General features: G+C 70.8%; 16 protein-coding genes, 2 tRNA genes and 1 pseudogene. 5 read left to right on the forward strand and 14 right to left on the reverse strand.

The window, feature by feature from the left end; genetic code table 11:
* Positions 1-21 precede the first annotated feature (21 nt).
* The 3 genes from thrS to LN251_RS01210 all read right to left on the reverse strand — a co-directional run bounded on the left by thrS (position 22) and on the right by LN251_RS01210 (position 3,901).
* Positions 22-2,001 (reverse strand): threonine--tRNA ligase, encoded by a 1,980-nt coding sequence (thrS, locus tag LN251_RS01200; RefSeq protein ID WP_458242699.1) that lies wholly within the window; start codon positions 1,999-2,001, stop codon positions 22-24.
* 110 nt (positions 2,002-2,111) lie between these two features.
* Entirely contained in the window at positions 2,112-3,338 is a 1,227-nt protein-coding gene (locus LN251_RS01205) for a hypothetical protein (RefSeq protein WP_458242700.1), read from the reverse strand.
* Complete coding sequence (locus LN251_RS01210) at positions 3,335-3,901, reverse strand: DUF4365 domain-containing protein (RefSeq protein WP_058926466.1); 567 nt, start codon at positions 3,899-3,901, stop codon at positions 3,335-3,337. Before LN251_RS01210 ends, LN251_RS01205 begins: the two co-directional genes overlap by 4 nt.
* Before the next feature lie 169 nt (positions 3,902-4,070).
* On the opposite strand from LN251_RS01210, the gene LN251_RS01215 reads away from it, so the two are divergent.
* A complete protein-coding gene (locus LN251_RS01215; protein ID WP_458242701.1) occupies positions 4,071-4,796 on the forward strand; it encodes an exonuclease domain-containing protein in 726 nt (241 codons plus the stop codon).
* Positions 4,797-4,833: 37 nt separating this feature from the next.
* On the opposite strand, the gene LN251_RS01220 is transcribed toward LN251_RS01215, so the two are convergent.
* Positions 4,834-4,905, reverse strand: a tRNA-Val gene (locus tag LN251_RS01220).
* Between the two features lie 39 nt (positions 4,906-4,944).
* Positions 4,945-5,391 carry an SRPBCC family protein gene (locus LN251_RS01225; protein WP_458242702.1) on the reverse strand — a complete coding sequence of 149 codons (447 nt, stop codon included), beginning with the start codon at positions 5,389-5,391 and terminating at the stop codon, positions 4,945-4,947.
* A 102-nt stretch (positions 5,392-5,493) separates the two neighbouring features.
* Between LN251_RS01225 and LN251_RS01230 the strand changes: the two genes are divergently transcribed.
* Positions 5,494-7,893, forward strand: a complete 2,400-nt coding sequence (locus tag LN251_RS01230) for an SCO7613 C-terminal domain-containing membrane protein (RefSeq protein WP_458242703.1) — start codon at positions 5,494-5,496, stop codon at positions 7,891-7,893.
* Positions 7,894-7,968: 75 nt separating this feature from the next.
* Here LN251_RS01230 and LN251_RS01235 read toward each other — a convergent pair whose 3' ends face one another.
* The 7 genes and pseudogenes from LN251_RS01235 to LN251_RS01265 form a co-directional block, all read right to left on the reverse strand.
* Positions 7,969-10,704, reverse strand: a complete 2,736-nt coding sequence (locus LN251_RS01235; RefSeq protein WP_458242704.1) for an exo-rhamnogalacturonan lyase family protein — start codon at positions 10,702-10,704, stop codon at positions 7,969-7,971.
* Positions 10,705-10,820: 116 nt separating this feature from the next.
* Entirely contained in the window at positions 10,821-11,411 is a 591-nt protein-coding gene (locus LN251_RS01240) for a hypothetical protein (RefSeq protein ID WP_458242705.1), read from the reverse strand.
* A gap of 10 nt (positions 11,412-11,421) precedes the next feature.
* Positions 11,422-12,309, reverse strand: coding sequence for a carbohydrate ABC transporter permease (locus tag LN251_RS01245; RefSeq protein WP_458242706.1), 888 nt, complete (start codon positions 12,307-12,309; stop codon positions 11,422-11,424).
* Complete coding sequence (locus tag LN251_RS01250) at positions 12,306-13,262, reverse strand: carbohydrate ABC transporter permease (protein WP_362988581.1); 957 nt, start codon at positions 13,260-13,262, stop codon at positions 12,306-12,308. The genes LN251_RS01245 and LN251_RS01250 overlap by 4 nt, the downstream gene beginning before the upstream one ends.
* Positions 13,263-13,298: 36 nt before the next feature.
* Positions 13,299-14,585, reverse strand: a pseudogene (locus LN251_RS01255) (ABC transporter substrate-binding protein); the annotation flags it as partial.
* A 635-nt stretch (positions 14,586-15,220) separates the two neighbouring features.
* Positions 15,221-15,292, reverse strand: a tRNA-Val gene (locus tag LN251_RS01260).
* 57 nt (positions 15,293-15,349) lie between these two features.
* Positions 15,350-15,781 carry a TIGR02611 family protein gene (locus LN251_RS01265; protein ID WP_458243241.1) on the reverse strand — a complete coding sequence of 144 codons (432 nt, stop codon included), beginning with the start codon at positions 15,779-15,781 and terminating at the stop codon, positions 15,350-15,352.
* A 249-nt stretch (positions 15,782-16,030) separates the two neighbouring features.
* Between LN251_RS01265 and LN251_RS01270 the strand changes: the two genes are divergently transcribed.
* Positions 16,031-16,444 (forward strand): SsgA family sporulation/cell division regulator, encoded by a 414-nt coding sequence (locus LN251_RS01270; protein ID WP_004002642.1) that lies wholly within the window; start codon positions 16,031-16,033, stop codon positions 16,442-16,444.
* A 282-nt stretch (positions 16,445-16,726) separates the two neighbouring features.
* Complete coding sequence (locus LN251_RS01275; protein WP_458242707.1) at positions 16,727-17,287, forward strand: CGNR zinc finger domain-containing protein; 561 nt, start codon at positions 16,727-16,729, stop codon at positions 17,285-17,287.
* A 71-nt stretch (positions 17,288-17,358) separates the two neighbouring features.
* Here the strand turns inward: LN251_RS01275 and LN251_RS01280 are convergent, their stop codons facing one another.
* The gene (locus LN251_RS01280) at positions 17,359-17,511 is read right to left on the reverse strand and encodes a hypothetical protein (protein ID WP_362987550.1); all 153 of its coding nucleotides are present in this window, start codon (positions 17,509-17,511) and stop codon (positions 17,359-17,361) included.
* Between the two features lie 154 nt (positions 17,512-17,665).
* A complete protein-coding gene (locus tag LN251_RS01285; RefSeq protein WP_458242708.1) occupies positions 17,666-18,115 on the reverse strand; it encodes a hypothetical protein in 450 nt (149 codons plus the stop codon).
* A 238-nt stretch (positions 18,116-18,353) separates the two neighbouring features.
* On the opposite strand from LN251_RS01285, the gene LN251_RS01290 reads away from it, so the two are divergent.
* Positions 18,354-18,863, forward strand: coding sequence for a DsbA family protein (locus LN251_RS01290; protein ID WP_362987546.1), 510 nt, complete (start codon positions 18,354-18,356; stop codon positions 18,861-18,863).
* The last annotated feature ends 3 nt before the right edge of the window (positions 18,864-18,866 follow it).

Below are 18,866 nucleotides of genomic sequence, written 5' to 3' on the forward strand. Positions count from 1 at the left end.
GGCCTTCGTGCCGGTCGGGCGTCAGACCTGCACCCGCTCCTCGACGACCTTCATGATCTTCGCGATGGCCTCGTCGAACGGGATGCCGTTCTCCTGCGAGCCGTCGCGGTAGCGGAAGGACACCGAGCCGCCCGCCATGTCCTCGTCGCCCGCGATGACCATGAAGGGCACCTTCTGCTTCTGGGCGTTGCGGATCTTCTTCTGCATGCGGTCGGAGGAGGAGTCCACCTCGACGCGCAGGCCCTTCTTCTTGGCCTCGGCGGCGAACTTCCGCAGGTACTCCACGTGCCCGTCGCCGATCGGGATGCCGACCGCCTGCACCGGGGCCAGCCAGGCCGGGAAGGCGCCCGCGTAGTGCTCCAGGAGCACCGCGAAGAACCGCTCGATCGAACCGAACAGGGCGCGGTGGATCATGACCGGGCGCTGCTTGGAACCGTCGGGGCCGGTGTACTCCAGGTCGAAGCGCTCGGGGAGGTTGAAGTCGAGCTGGATCGTCGACATCTGCCAGGTGCGGCCGATGGCGTCCTTGGTCTGGACGGAGATCTTCGGGCCGTAGAAGGCGGCGCCGCCCGGGTCCGGGACGAGGGGCAGGCCCTGCTTCTCGGCGACCTGGCGCAGCGTCTCCGTGGCCTCCTCCCACACCTCGTCGGAGCCGACGAACTTCTCCGGGTCCTTGGTCGACAGCTCCAGGTAGAAGTCGGTCAGGCCGTAGTCGCGCAGCAGGCCGAGGACGAAGGTGAGCGTCTTGTCGAGCTCCTCCGACATCTGCTCGCGGGTGCAGTAGATGTGCGCGTCGTCCTGCGTGAAGCCGCGCGCGCGGGTCAGGCCGTGCACGACGCCCGACTTCTCGTAGCGGTACACGGTGCCGAACTCGAACAGGCGCAGCGGCAGTTCACGGTAGGAGCGGCCGCGCGCGTCGAAGATCAGGTTGTGCATCGGGCAGTTCATCGGCTTGAGGTAGTAGTCCACGCCCTCGTCGAGCTGCATGGGCGGGTACATGCCGTCGGCGTACCAGTCCAGGTGCCCGGACGTCTCGAAGAGCTTCCCCTTGGTCGCGTGCGGGGTGTAGACGAACTCGTAGCCCTCTTCCTCGTGCCGGCGGCGCGAGTAGTCCTCCATGACCCGGCGGACGATGCCGCCCTTGGGGTGGAAGACGGCGAGGCCGGAGCCGATCTGTTCCGGGATGGAGAACAGGTCGAGTTCGGAGCCGAGCTTGCGGTGGTCGCGCTTCTCGGCCTCGGCGAGGAAGTCGAGGTAGCCCTTCAGCTCGTCCTTGGACGGCCAGGCGGTCCCGTAGATGCGCTGGAGCATGGGGTTCTTCTCGCTGCCGCGCCAGTAGGCGGCCGCGTTGCGCATCAGCTTGAACGCCGGGATGAGGCGGGTGGAGGGCAGGTGCGGACCGCGGCAGAGGTCCTTCCAGCACAGCTCGCCGGTCTTGGCGTCCAGGTTGTCGTAGATCGTCAGCTCGCCGGCGCCGACCTCGACGTCCGCGCCGTCGTCACTGGAGGCGGCGGAGCCCTTGAGGCCGATGAGCTCGAGCTTGTACGGCTCGTTCGCCAGCTCCTCGCGGGCCTGCTCGTCGGTGACCACTCGGCGGGAGAACTTCTGTCCCCGCTTCTGGATCTCCTGCATCTTCTTCTCGATGGCCTTGAGGTCATCGGGGTGGAAGGGCCTGTCCACGTCGAAGTCGTAGTAGAAGCCGTCCTTGACCGGCGGGCCGATGCCCAGCTTGGCCTCGGGGAAGAGCTCCTGCACGGCCTGCGCCATGACGTGCGCGGTGGAGTGGCGCAGGATGTTCAGGCCGTCCTCGGAGGAGAGCTCGACGCCCTCGACGGTCTCCCCGTCGCGGACCTCGTACGCGAGGTCCTTCAGCTCCCCGCCCACGCGTGCGGCGATGATCGAGCGCTCGCCGGCGAAGAGCTCGGCGGCCGTAGTGCCCGTCGTCACCACGCGCTCTTCCCGCTCGGAATCGCGTTGGATGATCACACGGACGTCTGACACCGGTCTCTCCTGACTGAAGGTGGGTGCGGCGCCATACCAGGAGCGCGCGCATGAGTGGGATCGTACCGACCCCGACACACCGACCGCGAAACGGTCACCGGAGCAGGTGCTCAGTCGCACTCCTCGCCGCCGCACGCCTCCTCGAAGAAGTCGAGGTTCTCGTGCAGCGCCTTCATCAGCCGGTCCCGTTCCGCGTCGTCCACCTGCACCGGTGCGACGCCCTCGGCGCCGGTCAGCCGACGGAAGCCGCCCCGGCTCTCCAGCAGGCCGCGCACCCGCACCGGCAGTCCCACGAGGTGGGCGTGTCCGGCGATGCGGTAGTCCTCCTCGTCCAGGGTGACGCGCAGGTGCGGTATGTCGGCGCCGGCGAGCACCCGCAGCCGTACGCTGCCCTCGCCGCGCGGCCCCGACCTGCGCATCCGGATCACGGCTCCGGTGACGTGGACCGGCACGGACGGTTCGTCGCGCAGGAAGCGGGCGCCGGCCTCGCGCAGCACGGGCAGGTCGCCCGGCGAGAACTCCACGGGCTCGACGCCCGCCCCGCAGTCCTCGGGCACCCCGGCGGCGGGCGCCCACTCGACGGCGATCCGGGCGCCCTCGGTGCCGCGCACGAGGGCGATGAGCGCTTCGGTCAGCTCGCGGCTGACGCCCGCCTCGACCGCCCCGTCGAAGGCGTCCATGCCGCCGGCGGCCCGCCGGTAGTCGATGGCCTCCCGGGCCGCGTACAGGGCCTGGTGGAGGCGTACGGCGAGGGGCCTGCCGGTGCCGACGGGCACGAAGGCGGCCAGCCGTCCGCCGCCGGTAGCGGGGCCGACGAGGACGCTTTCCAGCAGGGCGGCGGCGGAGCGGCGGTGCCGGGCGCCGTAGTAGCCGGCCCGCGCGCGGGTGGCGAGCGCGGCGGCGAGCAGCATCTGGCGGGCGGCGGAGCGCAGCTGTTCCTCGACCATCCAGGGCGCGGTGTCGGCGGGACCGGCGGGTACGTCGCGCCACCAGCGGATCTCGTCGCTGGGCACGGCGAGGCCGACCAGGACCTCCCGGGCGGAGGGGGTGCCGCTGCGGGTCAGGGCGAGAAGGGCCTCGCCGAGCAGGTCGTCGCTGTCGGGGAACGCGCGGCTCTCGGGCACCAGGAGGCTGGTGCCGCTGCCGCCGGGGCCGGGCGGGGTCCAGCGGCCGTAGCGTCCGGCGGCGCCGCCGCGGCGCTGCCAGCCGTGCCGGTGCAGCAGGGCGGCGAGTACGGCGGGGTCGACCTCGCCGGGCTCGGGGGCGCGGTGCCAGGCGACGTCCACGGGGTGCGGCCGCACCGCTCGGACGGGCTCCTCCAAAGGGCGGTGGGTCATGGTCTGCCTCCCGTCCCGACCCGCGTCATGATCTCGCACAGCGCTCGGTCGTCGAAGATGCGTGAGGTCGGAATGCGGACGGTGGTGCGGGTGCGGCCGGTGACCGGGTGGCCGGCGAGGTTGACCCAGTAGCAGCAGTGGCGCAGGTCGAGGCGGTCGTGGCTGGCTCGGAGCCAGTCGTCCTGGGTCCGCGGGACGAGCATCACGACCAGGATCTTGTGCACGGAGACCGGGGTGCGCGCGAGCTTGCGCAGATGGTCGTTGTCGAGTGTGAAGGAGAAGAAGCGGCCCGGCGGGTTGGGCGGCACCTGGTAGGTGCACTTCAGCTGCACCTTGATGGTCACCTCGTCGTCGACGGTGTGCCCGGGCGAGCCGTGACTGACGTGCCAGTCGATGCCGTTGTCCGGGAACGGCTGCGACAGCGAGCAGCCGGCCGCCGCGGCGACGGCGTGCAGATAGCCCACCTGCAGTGTCTCCATGCACGCGGTGGTGGCGAGTGTGCCGCGAAGGGGGCCCGTGCGTTCGGGCAGCAGCCCGCCCCGCTCGGGCTGCGCTATCGCCATGACCAAACAGCCTTCCAAGCCAAAGGATTCCCCGTGGCGGGCCGCTGAACTGCAAAGACCCGTACTCCTGTTGTGTCCTTCCGGCGTAGTGCGCAAACAGCCCGGGTATCACCAAACGGGCAGAAGACGGGACGTCAGCTGCCAGGCGCGATGGAGGAGTTGGGTAGGCATGACGTGCTGGTACGAGGGGCCCCTCGCGGCCTTCGACACGGAGACCACGGGCGTCGACGTGGAGACCGACCGGATCGTGTCGGCCGCCGTCGTCGTCCAGGACGCGCCGGGCGGCCGGCCCCGGGTGACGCGTTGGCTGGTCAACCCGGGTGTGCCGGTGCCCGAGGCGGCGACGGCGGTGCACGGTCTGACGGACGAACACCTGCAGCGCAACGGCCGTTGGCCGGCGCCGGTGATGTACGAGATAGCGGAGGTGCTGGCCGAACAGGCGGCGATGAACCGCCCGTTGGTCGTGATGAACGCGCCCTTCGACCTGACGCTGCTGGACCGCGAGCTGCGCCGGCATCGCGCCTCGTCGCTGGACCGCTGGCTGCAGGCGTCGGCGCTGCGGGTCCTGGACCCGAGGGTCCTGGACAAGCACCTGGACCGCTACCGCAAGGGCCGCCGCACCCTGACGGACCTGTGCGCGCACTACGAGGTGACGCTGGAGGGCGCGCACGACGCGGCCGCCGACGCGCTGGCCGCGCTGGACGTCGTACGGGCGCTCGGGCGGCGTTTCGCGGCCCGGCTGGAGCGCCTCTCCCCCGCCGAGCTGCACTCGCTGCAGGCGACGTGGCACGCGGCGCAGGCCCGTGGGCTGCAGGCGTGGTTCGCGCGCAGCGGCACCGACGAGATCGTGGACACGTCGTGGCCGCTGCGCCCGGAGCTGCCGGCGGCGGCATGAAAAAAGCCGGTCCGCTGCTGCGGACCGGCTCTCCCGGTGGGCGATACTGGGTTCGAACCAGTGACCTCTTCGGTGTGAACGAAGCGCTCTCCCACTGAGCTAATCGCCCGGGAACGCACTGAACCATACAGGTCTCCGCGGGTTTCCTTCAAACCGCTTCCAGGTACGCGGCCAGGCCGCGCCGTCCGGAGCGCATCATGACCCGGTGGTTGGCCCGGAACACCGGCCGCCCCGGGACCGCGAACCGCCTGAGCAGCGGCTTGTTCACGTCGACGACCTGCTCGTAGCGGGCGAGGGTGCCGGTGCCGTCCACCGTGAGCGTCCAGCGCGCCCAGCCGTCGAGGTCGCCGGTCATGGCGATCTCCAGGACGCCGGCCCCGGGGTCGCGGCGCGTCTCGCGCGCGGTGAATCGCAGGTCGTACGGGAGGACGGAGCGGATGCGGATGATGCCGGCGGTGTCGTCGAGCCGGGTGACCTCGCGGATCTGCGGCCACCACCGGGGGTAGTCGTCGGCCCGCTCCAGCGTCTCGTACACGACGGCGGGCGGCGCGGTCAGCCGCCACAGGCTGCGGAAGCGGTAGTGGGACCAGTCCATGGGAGGAGTCTGCCCGCACCAGGTGCTTTCGTGCGGGATCTGAGTAGGCACTGAGTACCTGCGCTCATGTCGTGGCGCGTGACCGGCACCACACTTCGTGGCATGACGCATGTTCCGCCACCGGCCGAGGAGTTGCGGCTCCTCGACGCCGAGCTGTGGCAGCTCGACAACCGCCGGGCCCAGTTGCTCGCACGCCGCGCCTGGCTGGTCGCGGCCCTGCAGGCGGTACCGCGACCGCCCGGCGCCCCCGCGCCGCACACCCTGCCACCCCGCCCCGAGACGGACGCGCCGCGCGTTCAGAACGTGCTGCTCCTTCTCGGCGGTGTGCTGCTGACCGTCGCCGCCATGGTGTTCACGCTGGTCAGCTGGGGGCATCTGGGGATCGCCGGGCGCGCCGCGGTGCTCGGCGTGCTCACGCTGGGCGTCCTCGCGGCGCCGGTGCCGCTGCTGCGACGCGGGCTGCGCTCGACGGCGGAGTCGATGGCCGGGCTCGGGCTGGCGCTCACGGCGCTGGACGCGTACGCCCTGCACGAGACCGTGTTCGCGGGAACGGACGGCACGGCCTACGCGGCGGCCGCCACGACGGCCCTGGCGGTCCTGTGGGCGGCGTACGGCCTGCTGCCGCGCACGTCGGCCCTGCGGCTGCCGGTGCCGGCGTCGGTGGTCGCCGGCCAACTCCCGTTGCTGCTCTGGGCCCTGGCGGCCGAGACCGGACCGTACGGCTGCGCGACCGCGCTGCTGGTGACGGCCGGACTCGACACGCTCGTGGCCCTGCGCCCTGCCTCTTCGGCCCCCGCATCCGTACGCCTCACGGCCATGGTCGGCGCGTACGGCACGGGCGGCTGGGGCGTCCTGACGGCCGGCTTGCTCTCCTGGACCGCAACCGGCCCGAGCGCCGCCGCCCGTGCGGCGGCGCTCCTCCTCCTCGCGGCGGGGATCGCGCTCGCGGCCTCGTGGCGCCTCGCGAGGTCGGTGAGCGACGGTGGGACAGGTGCCGGGGCTGCCGGCGGCGCCTTCGGTCACGCGCTGGCCGGTGCGCTTCTTCTGGTGCTGGCCGGCGGCGGCCTGCTGCGGGTGCCGCTGCCCGGAGAGTGGACCGTGCCCGCGTACCTGGCCTGCGGTGTCGCGCTGACGGCGGCATTGCGGGGGCCGCTGCCGACGGCCGTCCGGCGCGGTTTCGTGTGGGCCTCCGGCGCCGTGCAGGCGGTCGCCACCGTGAGTGCGCTGCCCCTGGTCGTCGTCGCGCTCCTCGGCCCGCTGGGGTGGGCGCGGGAGCCCTGGTCCGGTGCGCCTTCCGACGCGCGAGCGGCGGTGACGGTCCACACGCCCTGGCCGGTCTTCCCGACCCAGTTGCTCCTCGCCCCCGCGGTCGTGGCCGTCGTACTCGCTCTGCTCGTGCGCGACACGACATGGCGGCCGAGGGCGCTGACCGGTGCCACGGTCCTCGCGTGGGTGACCGTCATGACCCTCCCGTCCGCCTTCGAACTGCCCTATCTCGTCGCCCTGTTGGTACCGGGCCTCCTCACCGCCGCCGCCCTCGCGTCGGCAGCCTCCCGCCCGCAGCCCTGGGCCACGCTCGCCGTCGGCACCTCCGTCCCCCTCGTCTTCCTCGCCCTGCCCTCCCAGTCGGCCACCCTTGCCGTGCTGTCGGCTCTGACCGCGCTGTTCGCGGCGGCGTCCCTGCGCCCGCGGCTGACGCCGGTGACCGCGCCGACCGCGCTCGTCCACGCCACCGCGCTGGCCTGCGCGACGGGCGCGGCGGCGGACTGGGCTCCGCAGCACACGGCGCTGCTGGTCCTCGCGGTGCCGACGGCCGCGGCCCTGCTCGCCGCGCGCCTCGGCGAGCACCGCGCCACCGTGCCGGTCGAGGTGTCCGGTGTCGCCGCCGCCGTGCTCGCGATCGGTCTGGCGGTGGCGGACCGGCCGATGCTCGCGCTGGTGCTGGCCCTGTGCGGGGTACTCGCCGCCGGGACGGCCGTACGTCCGGACCGCCGCCCCGTCGGCTACGCGGCCGCCATCCTCTTCGTCCTGGCCGCCTGGGTGCGGCTGGCGGCCTGGGACGTCGGCACGGTGGAGGCGTACACCCTGCCGGTGACCGTTCCGGCGCTGGTCGTGGGCGGGCTGCGCAGGCGCCGTGATTCCCGGGCCTCGTCCTGGACGGCGTACGGCCCCGGCCTGGCCGCCACGCTCCTGCCGAGCCTCGCCGCGGCCTGGGCCGACCCGCATTGGGTGCGTCCCGTCCTGCTGGCCGCCGCGGCGCTGGTGACCACCCTGGTGGGTGCCCGGCACCGGCTCCAGGCCCCGCTCGTCCTCGGTGGCTCGGTCCTGGTGCTGGACGCCTTGCACGAACTGACGCCGTACCTGGTCCAGTTGACCGGTGCCCTCCCCCGCTGGGCCCCCTTCGCCCTGGCCGGCCTCCTCCTGCTCACCCTGGGCGCCACCTACGAACGCCGCCTGAGCCAGGCCCGCCACTTCCGCGACTTCCTGGGAGGCATGCACTGAAACACGCTCCGAAAGGGGCGCGGGGAACTGCGCGACCAGCCACAACGGTCGCGCGGTTCCCCACTGCCTTTCCGTCTACGGCATCTTGTCCCCCAGCAACGCCAGATTCTCGATCGCGGCGAGCCCGTACAACGCGGTGTCGTTCGACGACACCCAACTCGCCTCACGGCCCGCGACCAACGCCATCGGCCCGTTCACGGCCTCCGTCTTCCACGGCGAGGACTCGGTGTACCCGTCGGAGCCGTAGAACTTCGTCCACGCCCGCTTCGCCAGCGCCGCGTCCCCCGTCTGCACGGCGGCGTAGGCGTCCAGCCGCGCATGCCCCTGGAACAGCAGGAGCGTGCCGAAGTCGGAGCCGTAACGGGCCTTCTGCTCGGCCTTGGTGGCGTTGAAGTACCGGCAGTAGTCGAAGTAGGCGTCGTTGAACTTCGGCATGTCGACCAGGTCGATCAGCTCGGCGCACAGTTCGTTGAGGCCGAAGACCGCGGACAGGTGGGACACCGACACCACCGGCGCCGAGGCGACCGCGAACTTCCCGGTGTCGAGGTCGTACAGCCCGCTGCCCTGGACGAATCCGTTGGGCTGGGCGGCGATGCCCTCCATCGTCGACAGCACGCGGGCCTTCGCCTTCTCCCACTTGGGCCCCTTGCGCTCCCACTCGGTCAGCCAGGCGGACACCAGCCCGCTCCAGTCGGTGCCGAAGCCGACGGACAGGGCGTGCCGGTCGGGCGTGTAGGGGTCGGTGCGCACCTTGCGCAGCGGGTCGAGGACGAGGAAGGTCTCGTCGGAGTCGACGTTGGCGTGCATGAGGTCGCCGACCCGCTCGTCGGCGGTGAGGAAGTAGTAGAAGCGGCGGTAGGTGGTGTTGGCGATGCGCTGCTGCTTGGCGCTGTCGGCGTAGTGCTGCACCCCGTGCCGGGTGCCCAGGCCGGCCCACTTGCCGAGGTGGTAGACGTCGACCTCGCCGGTGTGCCGGGTCATGGCCTCGGCGAAGCGGAAGATGTCCGCCCGGCCGCTTCTCAGGTACGCGTACCAGAGCCACAGGTCGGGCGAGAGCTCGGAGTTGTCCCAGGCGTAGCCTCCGACGTCGTAGCGCCACACGTGCCGCACGGTGTCGTACGTGTGCATGATGTCGCCGTAGTCCCAGAAGCCGTACCAACGGCGTTGCTCCACCTGGTCCTTGTAGTAGGTGAAGAGGAAGTCGAGGTGGTCCTCGATCTTCGCCTTGGCCGGGGTGGAGCGGTCGGGCTCGGAGTACAGGCCGGGGCCGAAGACCTTGGCCTTGATGAGCTGCCTGGGCGGGGCGGCGAGCTGCGGCAGGGTCCGTACGGCCTCGACCTGCTGGGCGAGGGTGTCCGCGGAGGGTGTCGACTCGTTGGCCCAGAACAGCAGTTCCGAGGTGCGGGCGATGCCGTAGGGGGTGCCGAACTCGGGCTCGTAGTCCTCGTAGGTGATGTTGAGGCCCTCGAGCTGTTCGGCGTAGGTGTCCTGGCCCATGCCGTCGTGGTAGAAGCGCAGGTCCATGGGCTGCGCCTCGGGCGACCAGAGCCAGAGGGTGACCTCGGCCTCGTCGGTGTGGGCGTCGCGGATGTCGAGCTGGGCGGGGTGCTTCTCCCAGAAGTCCCTGAGGCCGAAGGAGAGTCCGCCGCTCGCGCCTCCGACGTACCCGAAGCCGGAGGCCCGTCTGCCGCCGCCGGCGCCGATCCAGCCGTGACCCTTCTTGGTGCGCTTGCGCAGGGTGAAGCCGTCGGCGGAGAGCTGGGCGAGGGTGTAGTCGCCCCACTCGGGGATGTACTGCAGCCGGGTCGTGACCCGCTGGTCCCAGGTGGAGGGATCGGGCAGCTTCTGCCCCGCGTACTGGGCGGCCTGCACGGCGGCGCCCGGGTCGCGGCGCAGACCGGTGATGCCCTTCACGGCCTCCCGCAGCAGGCCCTTGCCCTCGCCGCCGATGCGGATGTGCCGGTCGTAGGCCGCGTCCCGCAGAGGGACGGAGAAGCGGACGCCGAGCCCGCGGACGAAGTCGCCGCTCGCCTTGCCGGGTTCCTGCGTCCCGTCGTAGGTGATGGTGTGGACCATGCGGAAGGAGTCGGCGCCGGCGTAGAAGTACAGGCGGACGGAGAACGGGAGCCAACTCCGGCTGCCCTTGCGGTGCTTGCCGTCGATGCGGACGACCGCGCGGACCGGCCCGTCCTGCTCCACCGTGACCTCGCCGATGGCGCCGTCGAAGCGCTCGGTCTTGACGGTGCCCTGGTCCTCGTCCTCGATCTCGGGCTGGCGGATGAGCACGAGCCGGCCGTTCCTGGCGATCTCGGTCGAGCCGCGCCGGACCGACTTGACCAGAGTGGAGCCGTCCTTGCCGATCTTCACGGTGATGACGCCGGTGGAGACGTCGACCGTGCCGCCGCTTCGGTCGACGGTGACCTTCTTGTCGGGGGCGGCCGCGTCACCGGCGGCGAGGGTGAGCTTGCCCGAACCCGAACTCACCGCGTGCGCGGTCCACTTGAGGGAGCCGTCGGGCCAGTACGCGAGCGGCCAGGTCTGCACGGGGACGGCTTTGCCGTCGGCGTCGGTCAGCGCGAAGGTCTGGTCGGCCTCGTACGCGCCCTTCGGCCAGGGGACACCGACCGTGGAGCCGGGTGCGGCGCCGAGGCCGCCGTCCTCCAGCCAGTCCAGAGTCACCGGATCGGCGTCGGCGGCCTCGGCTCTCGGCGCTGCCTGCGCGTCCTTGGCGCCCAGCGCCCAGCTGAACTGCGCGGCGGCTCCGGCGACGGCGGCCGCCTTGAGGAGGGACCTGCGGGGGATGGGAGACATGAGAGTTCAGCCTTTCCTTTCCGTGCGGGAAGCGTGCGTTCCTTGCAGCTGGTCAGGGGCATGACAGGGCGAGGGACGGCGCCGATGGCGCCGGCCTTGGGCGCGGGCACCGCCCGTCAGCGGTGCCGGTAGCGCTCCTCCACGGCGACGGCGGCCGCCGCGACGGCCCCCAGGACGGGGACCGCCAGCGGCGCGACGACCCAGGCGGAAAGGGCGACCAGCGCCGACCCGCCGATGAGCAGGAAGGACCCGGCGGGGTCGAGGACGGTACGGCGGCCGGCGGCGCCGAGCAGGTCCCGCCAGCGCGCGCCCGGAGCCCAGACCGCCGCCGCCCGCAGCCCGGCGACCGCGGCGCCGATCAGCGCGAACAGCCCGACGGCCCCGACCAGCGGCCCGCCGGGAATCCCGGCACGTACGGCCTGGACGTCCACCCAGACCACCGCCGCCGCGGCCCACCCGCCGAGCCCCACGGCCCAGCCGCCGCGCAGGGCCGCGCGGAAGTCGTCCGTGAACTCCCGCCATCCGCCGCCCTGATGGGCGGTGCGCCGACGCAGATGCCGTGCACCGGCCGCGAACGCCGCCGGGTAGGTGACCACGCCGAGCGAGGCCACCGCGATCCACACCCCGGTGAGCAGGCACTCGGCGAACACGGCGAACCGCTCGGCGAGCACGGACTCCTTGCGTGCCTTCACGCGCCCCTGGACCATGGTCAGCGCCTCAGCCCTTCAGTCCGGAGGTCGCCATTCCGTCGATCAGATAGCGCTGGAAGGCGAGGAAGAACAGCAGGACGGGCAGGAGCGCCACCAGCGACATGGCAATCAGGCCGCCGTAGTTGGCGGCGACGCCGTCGGAGTCGCGGAACATCATCATGCCGAGCGAGACGGTGTACTTGCCGGGCTCGTTGAGATAGATCAGCGGGCCCATGAAGTCGTTCCAGGCGTTGATGAAGGTGAAGATGGCGCTGGTGATGAGCGCCGGCCGGCACAACGGCAGCACGATCGACCAGTAGATCCGCAGATGCCCGCAGCCGTCGATGCGCGCCGCCTCGTCCAGTTCCCTCGGCAGGTTGCGCATGAACTGCACCATCAGGAAGACGAAGAACGCCTCGGTGGCCAGGTACTTGCCCAGCAGCAACGGCACATAGGTGTTGATCAGCTCCAGCTTCTGGAACATCACGTACTGCGGGATGAGCAGCACGTGATACGGCAGCAGGAGCGTGCCGATCATCAGGGAGAACAGCAGGTTCCGGCCGGCGAACCGGATCTTGGCGAAGGCGTACGCGGTGAGCGAGCAGGAGACGAGGATGCCGACGACGGCCCCGCCCGCGTAGAACAGCGAGTTCTGGAAGAAGGTCCAGATGGAGATGTCGGCTATGCCGTCGGCGAGGCCCTTGAAGTTGCCGAGGATCGGGCGGGACGGGAACAGCTGCAGGCTGTTGATGATGTCCTTGCTCGGCTTGAACGACGCGCCGATGACCCACAGCACGGGATAGAGGATGACCGCGAGGATCACCAGCGCGCCGATGTGCCAGGCCAGGGAGCCGGTCCGGCGGCGGCCGAGGGCCAGGGGTTTCGTGGCAGCGGGCTCGGTCGTGGTCGCGCTCATCGGGCGTCCTCCTCGTAGTGCACCCACTTCTTCTGCGACCAGAACAGGACGGCCGTCACCAGGGCGACGGCGATCAGAAGCATCCACGCCATCGCGGAGGCGAAGCCCATCTGGGCGTTCTTGAAGCCCTGCTGGTAGAGGTAGCAGGTGTAGACGAGCGTGGCGTCGGCCGGACCGCAGTAGGTGTTGGAGACGACGTAGGCCGAGCCGAAGATCTGGAAGGAGTGGATGGTCTCCAGCAGCACGTTGAAGAACAGCACCGGGGAGATCATCGGGAGCGTGATGCTCCAGAACTTGCGCAGGGCCCCCGCTCCGTCCAGCTCGGCGGCCTCGTAGAGCTCCCTCGGCACCTGCTTGAGGCCGGCGAGGAAGATGACCATGGGAGCGCCGAACTGCCACACCGTCAGCGCGACCAGGCAGTACAGGATCCAGTCGGGGTTGCCGACCCAGCCGCCGGCGTGGATGCCGACGGCGGACAGGGCGCGGTCCACGATCGCGTTGTCGGAGAAGATCGACCGCCAGACGAAGGCCACGGAGACACTCGCGCCGATGAGCGAGGGAGCGTAGAAGGCGGCCCGGTAGAAGGCCTGGCCGCGGCGGCTCTGTGCGAGCAGGAGGGCGACCCCGAGCGCGAGGAGCAGCTTCAGCGGAGTGCCGATGACGACGTACTTGGCGGTCACCTCGACCGACTTCTGCCATCGCGGGTCGTCGAACATCTTGGTGAAGTTGTCGAGACCCACCCACTTCGGGGTGTTGAAGAGGTTGTAGTCGGTGAACGCGAAGTAGAGCGAGGCGACCATGGGGCCCGCGGTCAGGAGCAGGAAGCCCGCGATCCACGGGGACATGAAGAGGTAGCCGGCCAGGTTCTCCCGGCGGCCCCGCCGCTTCTCGGCGGCGGGGGCGATGGAGCGGACCTTGCGGGCGGTGGGCGGTGAGTCCTTGACGAGCGTCACGGTGCTTCCCAATCGGTTCCGGTGCGGTCCGGTCAGGCCCTGGAAGGCGGCCTGCGACTCGTCGAAGAACTGCTTCACCGCGGCGGAGACCGACGACTTGCCGAGGGCGAGGTCGCCGCCGATGCGCAGGAAGGCCGCCTCGATGGTGTCGGCGCCGGAGGGGTGCGGGGTGATCGTGCCGAGTACGCCCGCCTTGGCGGTGTCGGCCTCGTACTGCGCGATCTCCTTGTTGACGGGGTCCGTCGGCTTGAACGCGTCGTACTGCTCGGTGGAGGCGAGGATGCCCCGGTCGTAGCCCATGATCTTGCCGACTTCGGGGTCGTGGACCATGAAGTCGATGAACTGGGCGACCTCCTTGGGGTGCTGGGTGCGCGCGGACGCGCTCAGCATCAGGGAGGCGAGGTACTGGCCGGTGTGCTTGCCGTCCGTCGTCGGGATCGGGGCGAGGCCGTACTCGCTGTCGCCCTCGGCCGTGTAGCGGACGGTGAAGTTGTCCCAGGTGAACTCCGAGGCGCCGTGTCCCGCGGAGAGCGAGGACTTGGGGCGGTCCTGCGCGACGATCTTCGGGCTGGTGATGATGCCGGCCTTCGTCCGGTTGTAGCCGTCCTGCCACCACTCCGTCAGGTCGGCCTTGTCGAAGCCGAGTCCGTCCTTGGTGTAGAAGGCCTTGCCGTTCTGGCGCAGGTACAGGTCGTACAGGTACATGATGCTGAAGTAGCCGGTGTCCCCGGGGACCTTGGTCTTGTCGTAGACGGTCTTCAGGGCCTTGAAGTAGTCGTCCCAGGTCCAGCCGGGCGCCGGCTCGACGCCGGCCTTCCGGAAGACCTTCTTGTCGATGACCAGCGCCATGGTGTTGGAGCCGACGGGGACGCCGAGCTGCTTGCCGTCGACCTCGCCCACCTTGGTGACGCCCGCACGGAAGTTGTCGAGGCTGAGATTGCCCGCGTCGATCTGCGACTTCAGGTCGAGCAGAACACTTCTCTTGTCGTACTTCCGAAGGAATGTGACGGCGTTTTGGAAAACGTCCGGGGGATTTCCGCCGGAAGCCTGCGTCTGGAACTTCTCCCAGAATGAGACGTAGTCCTGGAAGTCCGTCTTCACCTTGATCTTCGGATACTTCTTCTCGAAGAGCTTGATGGTCTGGTTGATCTTCTTGGCCCGCTCGTCGGCACCCCACCACGAGTAACGGATCGTCACCGTCCCGTCGGCCGACGTGCCGCTGTCCCCTCCGCACCCCGTCGTCGCGGCCAGCCCCAGCGTGGCCGCCGTGGCCCCCGCGGCCTTGAGGATCGTACGCCTCTCAACATTCCTGCTGGTTCCCACAGTCGGGCCTCCCCGGCATCGTCGCCGCATGCATGAATCGTTTCAAGTAAGCGCTTGCTGGCACAAGTTACGGAGGGGCTCGGGGTGCGTCAATGACTCGGACAGGAATTTCTCGGGGGCTCACGGGAGGCCGGGTGACGGAGAGGGGCCGGTCGATGCGGGCGGCGGGGAGATTCCGCAGGTGAGGGGCGCGCGGTCGGGCGGCCGAACGGTCGGCGGGCCGGGGAGGGAGAAAGCGGCCCGGCCGAAAGAGGGCCGCGCGGACGCGAGTTGACGGGGCGTCCGGCGATGGGTGACGGGGTGTGGTCGAACGGGTGGCGGTGGGGCGGGGCAGGGAGGGGCGCGCATCGCGGGGTGCTGAGGGGGCGCGCATCGCGGGAGTGCCGGGGGGCGCGCGTCGCGGGGGTGCCGGGGGCGCGCGTCGCGGGGGTGCCGGGGGCGTGCTGGGCGGCGGACCGCCAGGGGACCGACCCTGCCACCCGGCCGACTTCCCCTCGCGAGACCGCGCCCCCAGCGACCTACACCCGCCGCCGGAGCACCCCACTCCTGGGCCACCACGCCCGCGCCGCGGCCGCCTCCCGCACAACACAACAGCGGCCCACCTGCACTGAAGCAGATGGGCCGCCGTTTCCGGGTGGGCGATACTGGGTTCGAACCAGTGACCTCTTCGGTGTGAACGAAGCGCTCTCCCACTGAGCTAATCGCCCGGGCACAGGAAGAACATTACCCCATGTCAGGCGGCGCCCCGCACCCTCGTGTGAAGATCACTGGTCCTCGATCTTCCAGGGCATCACGACGCCGAACTTCCACACGTAGATACCGACCAGGACGCCGATGATCACGAGCCCGATGACGGTCAGCGTGATGTTGCGCCGCCGCACCTTGGGGTCGAGGGCCCGCTGGGCCGCCTCCGTGACCTTGCGCTTGGTCCAGCGGAGCACCAGCTGGGCCCAGACGAACTCGGTCGCCCAGATGGCCATGCCGCCGAAGATCACGACCCAGCCCGGACCGGGCAGCGGCAGCATGACGATGCCGGCGGCGACGACGGCGAGCCCGACGACGAAGACGCCGACCTGCCAGCTCAGATGCAGGGCGCGGCGGCGCTTGATGAACGTCGGCGCCCTGGAGCCGAGCCCCTGCGTGTCCCTCACCTCGCTCGCCTCGATCCCGGCCGCCTCGGACTCCCCCGGCGCCATGACGATCTCCCCGCCGGCCGGGCCCGCCCGGTTACTCCCCGTATCCATGCGGCCAAACTTTACCTTACTTTACTGACCGGAAACCAGTCACCGGAATGGCCGTACCGTACGAAGGAGCTCTCGGCCGGAAGAGTTACGTAAACGCACGCAAAACACTCAGAGGGGTTTACAACGGCACCGTAGGTGGCATGTCGATTTCGCCGACGTGCGAATCCCCGAGCGCACACTGAGCGAAAGGCCCTGGCGCTTATGAACACCACGGTCAGCTGCGAGCTGCACCTGCGCCTCGTTGTGTCGAGCGAGTCCTCCCTGCCTGTCCCCGCAGGACTGCGGTACGACACGGCCGACCCCTACGCCGTGCACGCCACCTTCCACACCGGAGCCGAGGAGACCGTCGAGTGGGTGTTCGCCCGCGACCTTCTCGCGGAAGGCCTGCACCGCCCGACCGGCACAGGCGACGTCCGTGTCTGGCCGTCACGCAGTCACGGTCAGGGCGTCGTGTGCATCGCCCTGAGCTCCCCGGAGGGCGAAGCCCTGCTGGAAGCTCCGGCGCGGGCTCTGGAGTCCTTCCTGAAGCGGACGGACGCCGCCGTGCCTCCCGGCACGGAACACCGGCACTTCGATCTCGATCAGGAGCTCTCGCACATCCTGGCGGAGAGCTAGGCCGAGCGAGCACCAAGCCGCCCGGCGCCGTCGACTCGGGGAGACGGCTCGGGCCGGAACAATCGCATAGGGCTCACGCCGACGCCGTCCCGTGTCCGTCACGGGACGGCGTCGGCGTGTCCGCTTCCACGCCTCCTGCGCCCCAGAGGGCTGCGTCCGCCCCTCCACGCCCGTCTGACGGCCTCGCGTGACGCTCGGCGCCGGTCCGTACGCCGTGGGACGCATTACCATCGGCCAGCATCGGCGGGCGTGTGCCCGACCCCCCAGGCCAGGGAGCGAAACGTGCTGATCACCCACGACACCCGGTGCGCCCTCGACACCGTGGTCGATCTGGTGAACACCGCGCCGGAGGACGACACGACGCCGGACGCGCTGCCGGACGTCCCGGCACTCGAGGAGTTCGTACGAAACCACGAGATCAGCGACGTCGGAGTGCTGTCGGAGTTCGACCTCTCGGCGGTGCGCAAGATCCGCGGCCGGTTCGCCTCGGTGTTCGCCTCGCCCGACGCCCGCAGGGCGGCCGGACTGATCAACGAACTGGTCGCCGCGGCGGGCACCACGCCCCGCCTCACGGACCACGACGGCTACGACTGGCATGTGCACTACTTCGCCCCCGGTGCCTCCGTCGCCGACCATCTGGCGGCCGACTGCGGGATGGCTCTCGCCTTCTTCGTGGTGGCCGGGGAGCAGGAACGGCTGCGCCGCTGCGAGGCGCCCGACTGCCGGCGCGCCTTCGTCGACCTCTCCCGCAACCGGTCACGGCGGTACTGCGACAGCCGGACCTGCGGCAACCGCCTGCACGTGGCCGCGTACCGGGCGCGCCGCAAGGAGGCGGCGGGCTGAGGCCGGCCGACGGCCGTCCGACGATGTCGACGTGGTCCCCGACGGGTGACGCCGGGGACCACGGGTACGGCTCAGAGCAGCAGCAGATCGTGCAGCGCAGCCATGAGCAGCAGACACCCGATCACCGCAAGGAAGATCATCAGCGGTGGCTGGGAAAGGGCGAAGAGGCACCCGCGCGGCTCGTCCTTCGGCGGCGCGGTATCCCTTGGTGTCGTGTCCAGCATCTCGCGGCGATGATGGCGCAAACGACACCCTCGGCGCGATCAAGGCACCCGAAATGACCGGGAGTTCACCGAATCCCGTGACGTCCCGTTTCGGGCGTGATCACTTCCGGGCGACACCTTGGTCCACTGTGACGTTTCAGGCGTCATCCGCAGGTCATATGCCGTGCTTCTTCAGGATGGCCTCGATGTCGCTGAAGTCGTCCGCGGAGTCGCCGCGCGGCGCGGTCGCCGGCCGGGTCGAGGCGCGCGTGCCCGGACCGAGGGAGGGAGCGGAGGCGGTGGGAGCCGTGGGGGCCGCGGCGCGCCGTTCGGCCGCCCTGGCCTCCCTGCGCTCCTTGCGGGTGCCGCCCCGGCGGCGCTCCACCGCGCGTGTCGTCGCGAACAGCAGCCAGGAGAGGCCGAGCACGGCGAAGCCGGCCCAGGCCGTGACACTGAAGGCGGTGTCCGCCAGCCACTGGACGACCCCGGTCATCACCAGGCCGAGGGGCACCAGCGAGTAGGCGGCGATGCGGGCGGCCGAGAGGAAACGCTTGCGGTAGGCGGTGACCGCCGCGATGCCCAGGCCGGCCGCGGCCACGGCGGAACAGACTGTCTCGGCGATCATCCGGTCCTCCAGGGCGCGGTTCGATCAGGCAGGGGCGGTTCGTCCCTTCCCTTCCATCCTGCACCGACCGGCCCCCGCCGGGCCATGCCTCCGGCGGACATCAGGGAGATCTCCGGGTCGGCTCCTCCGCAGGTGCCGTCCCCGGGCGCTTCCTTGGGAGGGGCTTTGGGCAGGGCCCGCAGGTCACCGGCGTACCGGCCGATTGGGACCGGCGCGGCCGGACTGGAAGACTGTCCCCATGAGCGACTCCTCCCCCGCCCCCGTCCTCGACGTCTGGTGCGAACTCCAGTGCCCGGACTGCCGCACCGCCCTGGACGACCTGCGTGCCCTGCGCGCCCGCTACGGCGACCGGCTGGAGCTGCGCCTGCGCCACTTCCCGCTGGAGAAGCACAAGCACGCCTTCGCCGCCGCGCAGGCCGCCGAGGAGGCGCTTGAGCAGGGCAAGGGCTGGGAGTACGTGGAGGCAGTGCTGGGCCGGGTGGAGGAGCTGGACCGCGCGGGCGAGTCCTTCCTCGTCGAGGTCGCCCGCGAACTCGGTCTCGACGCCGAGGAGTTCGACACCGCGCTGATCGACGGCCGACACATCCTGATCGTCGACGCCGACCAGGCGGAGGGCAAGGCGATCGGTGTCACCGGCACGCCGACGTACGTCATCGACGGCGAGCGCCTGGACGGCGGCAAGGGCCAGGAGGGCCTGCGCGAACGGATCGAGGAGATCGCGGACCGGCTGCTCGCCGGGAACCCGTGAGCG

The organism is Streptomyces sp. MAI_2237 (genome assembly GCF_054189285.1).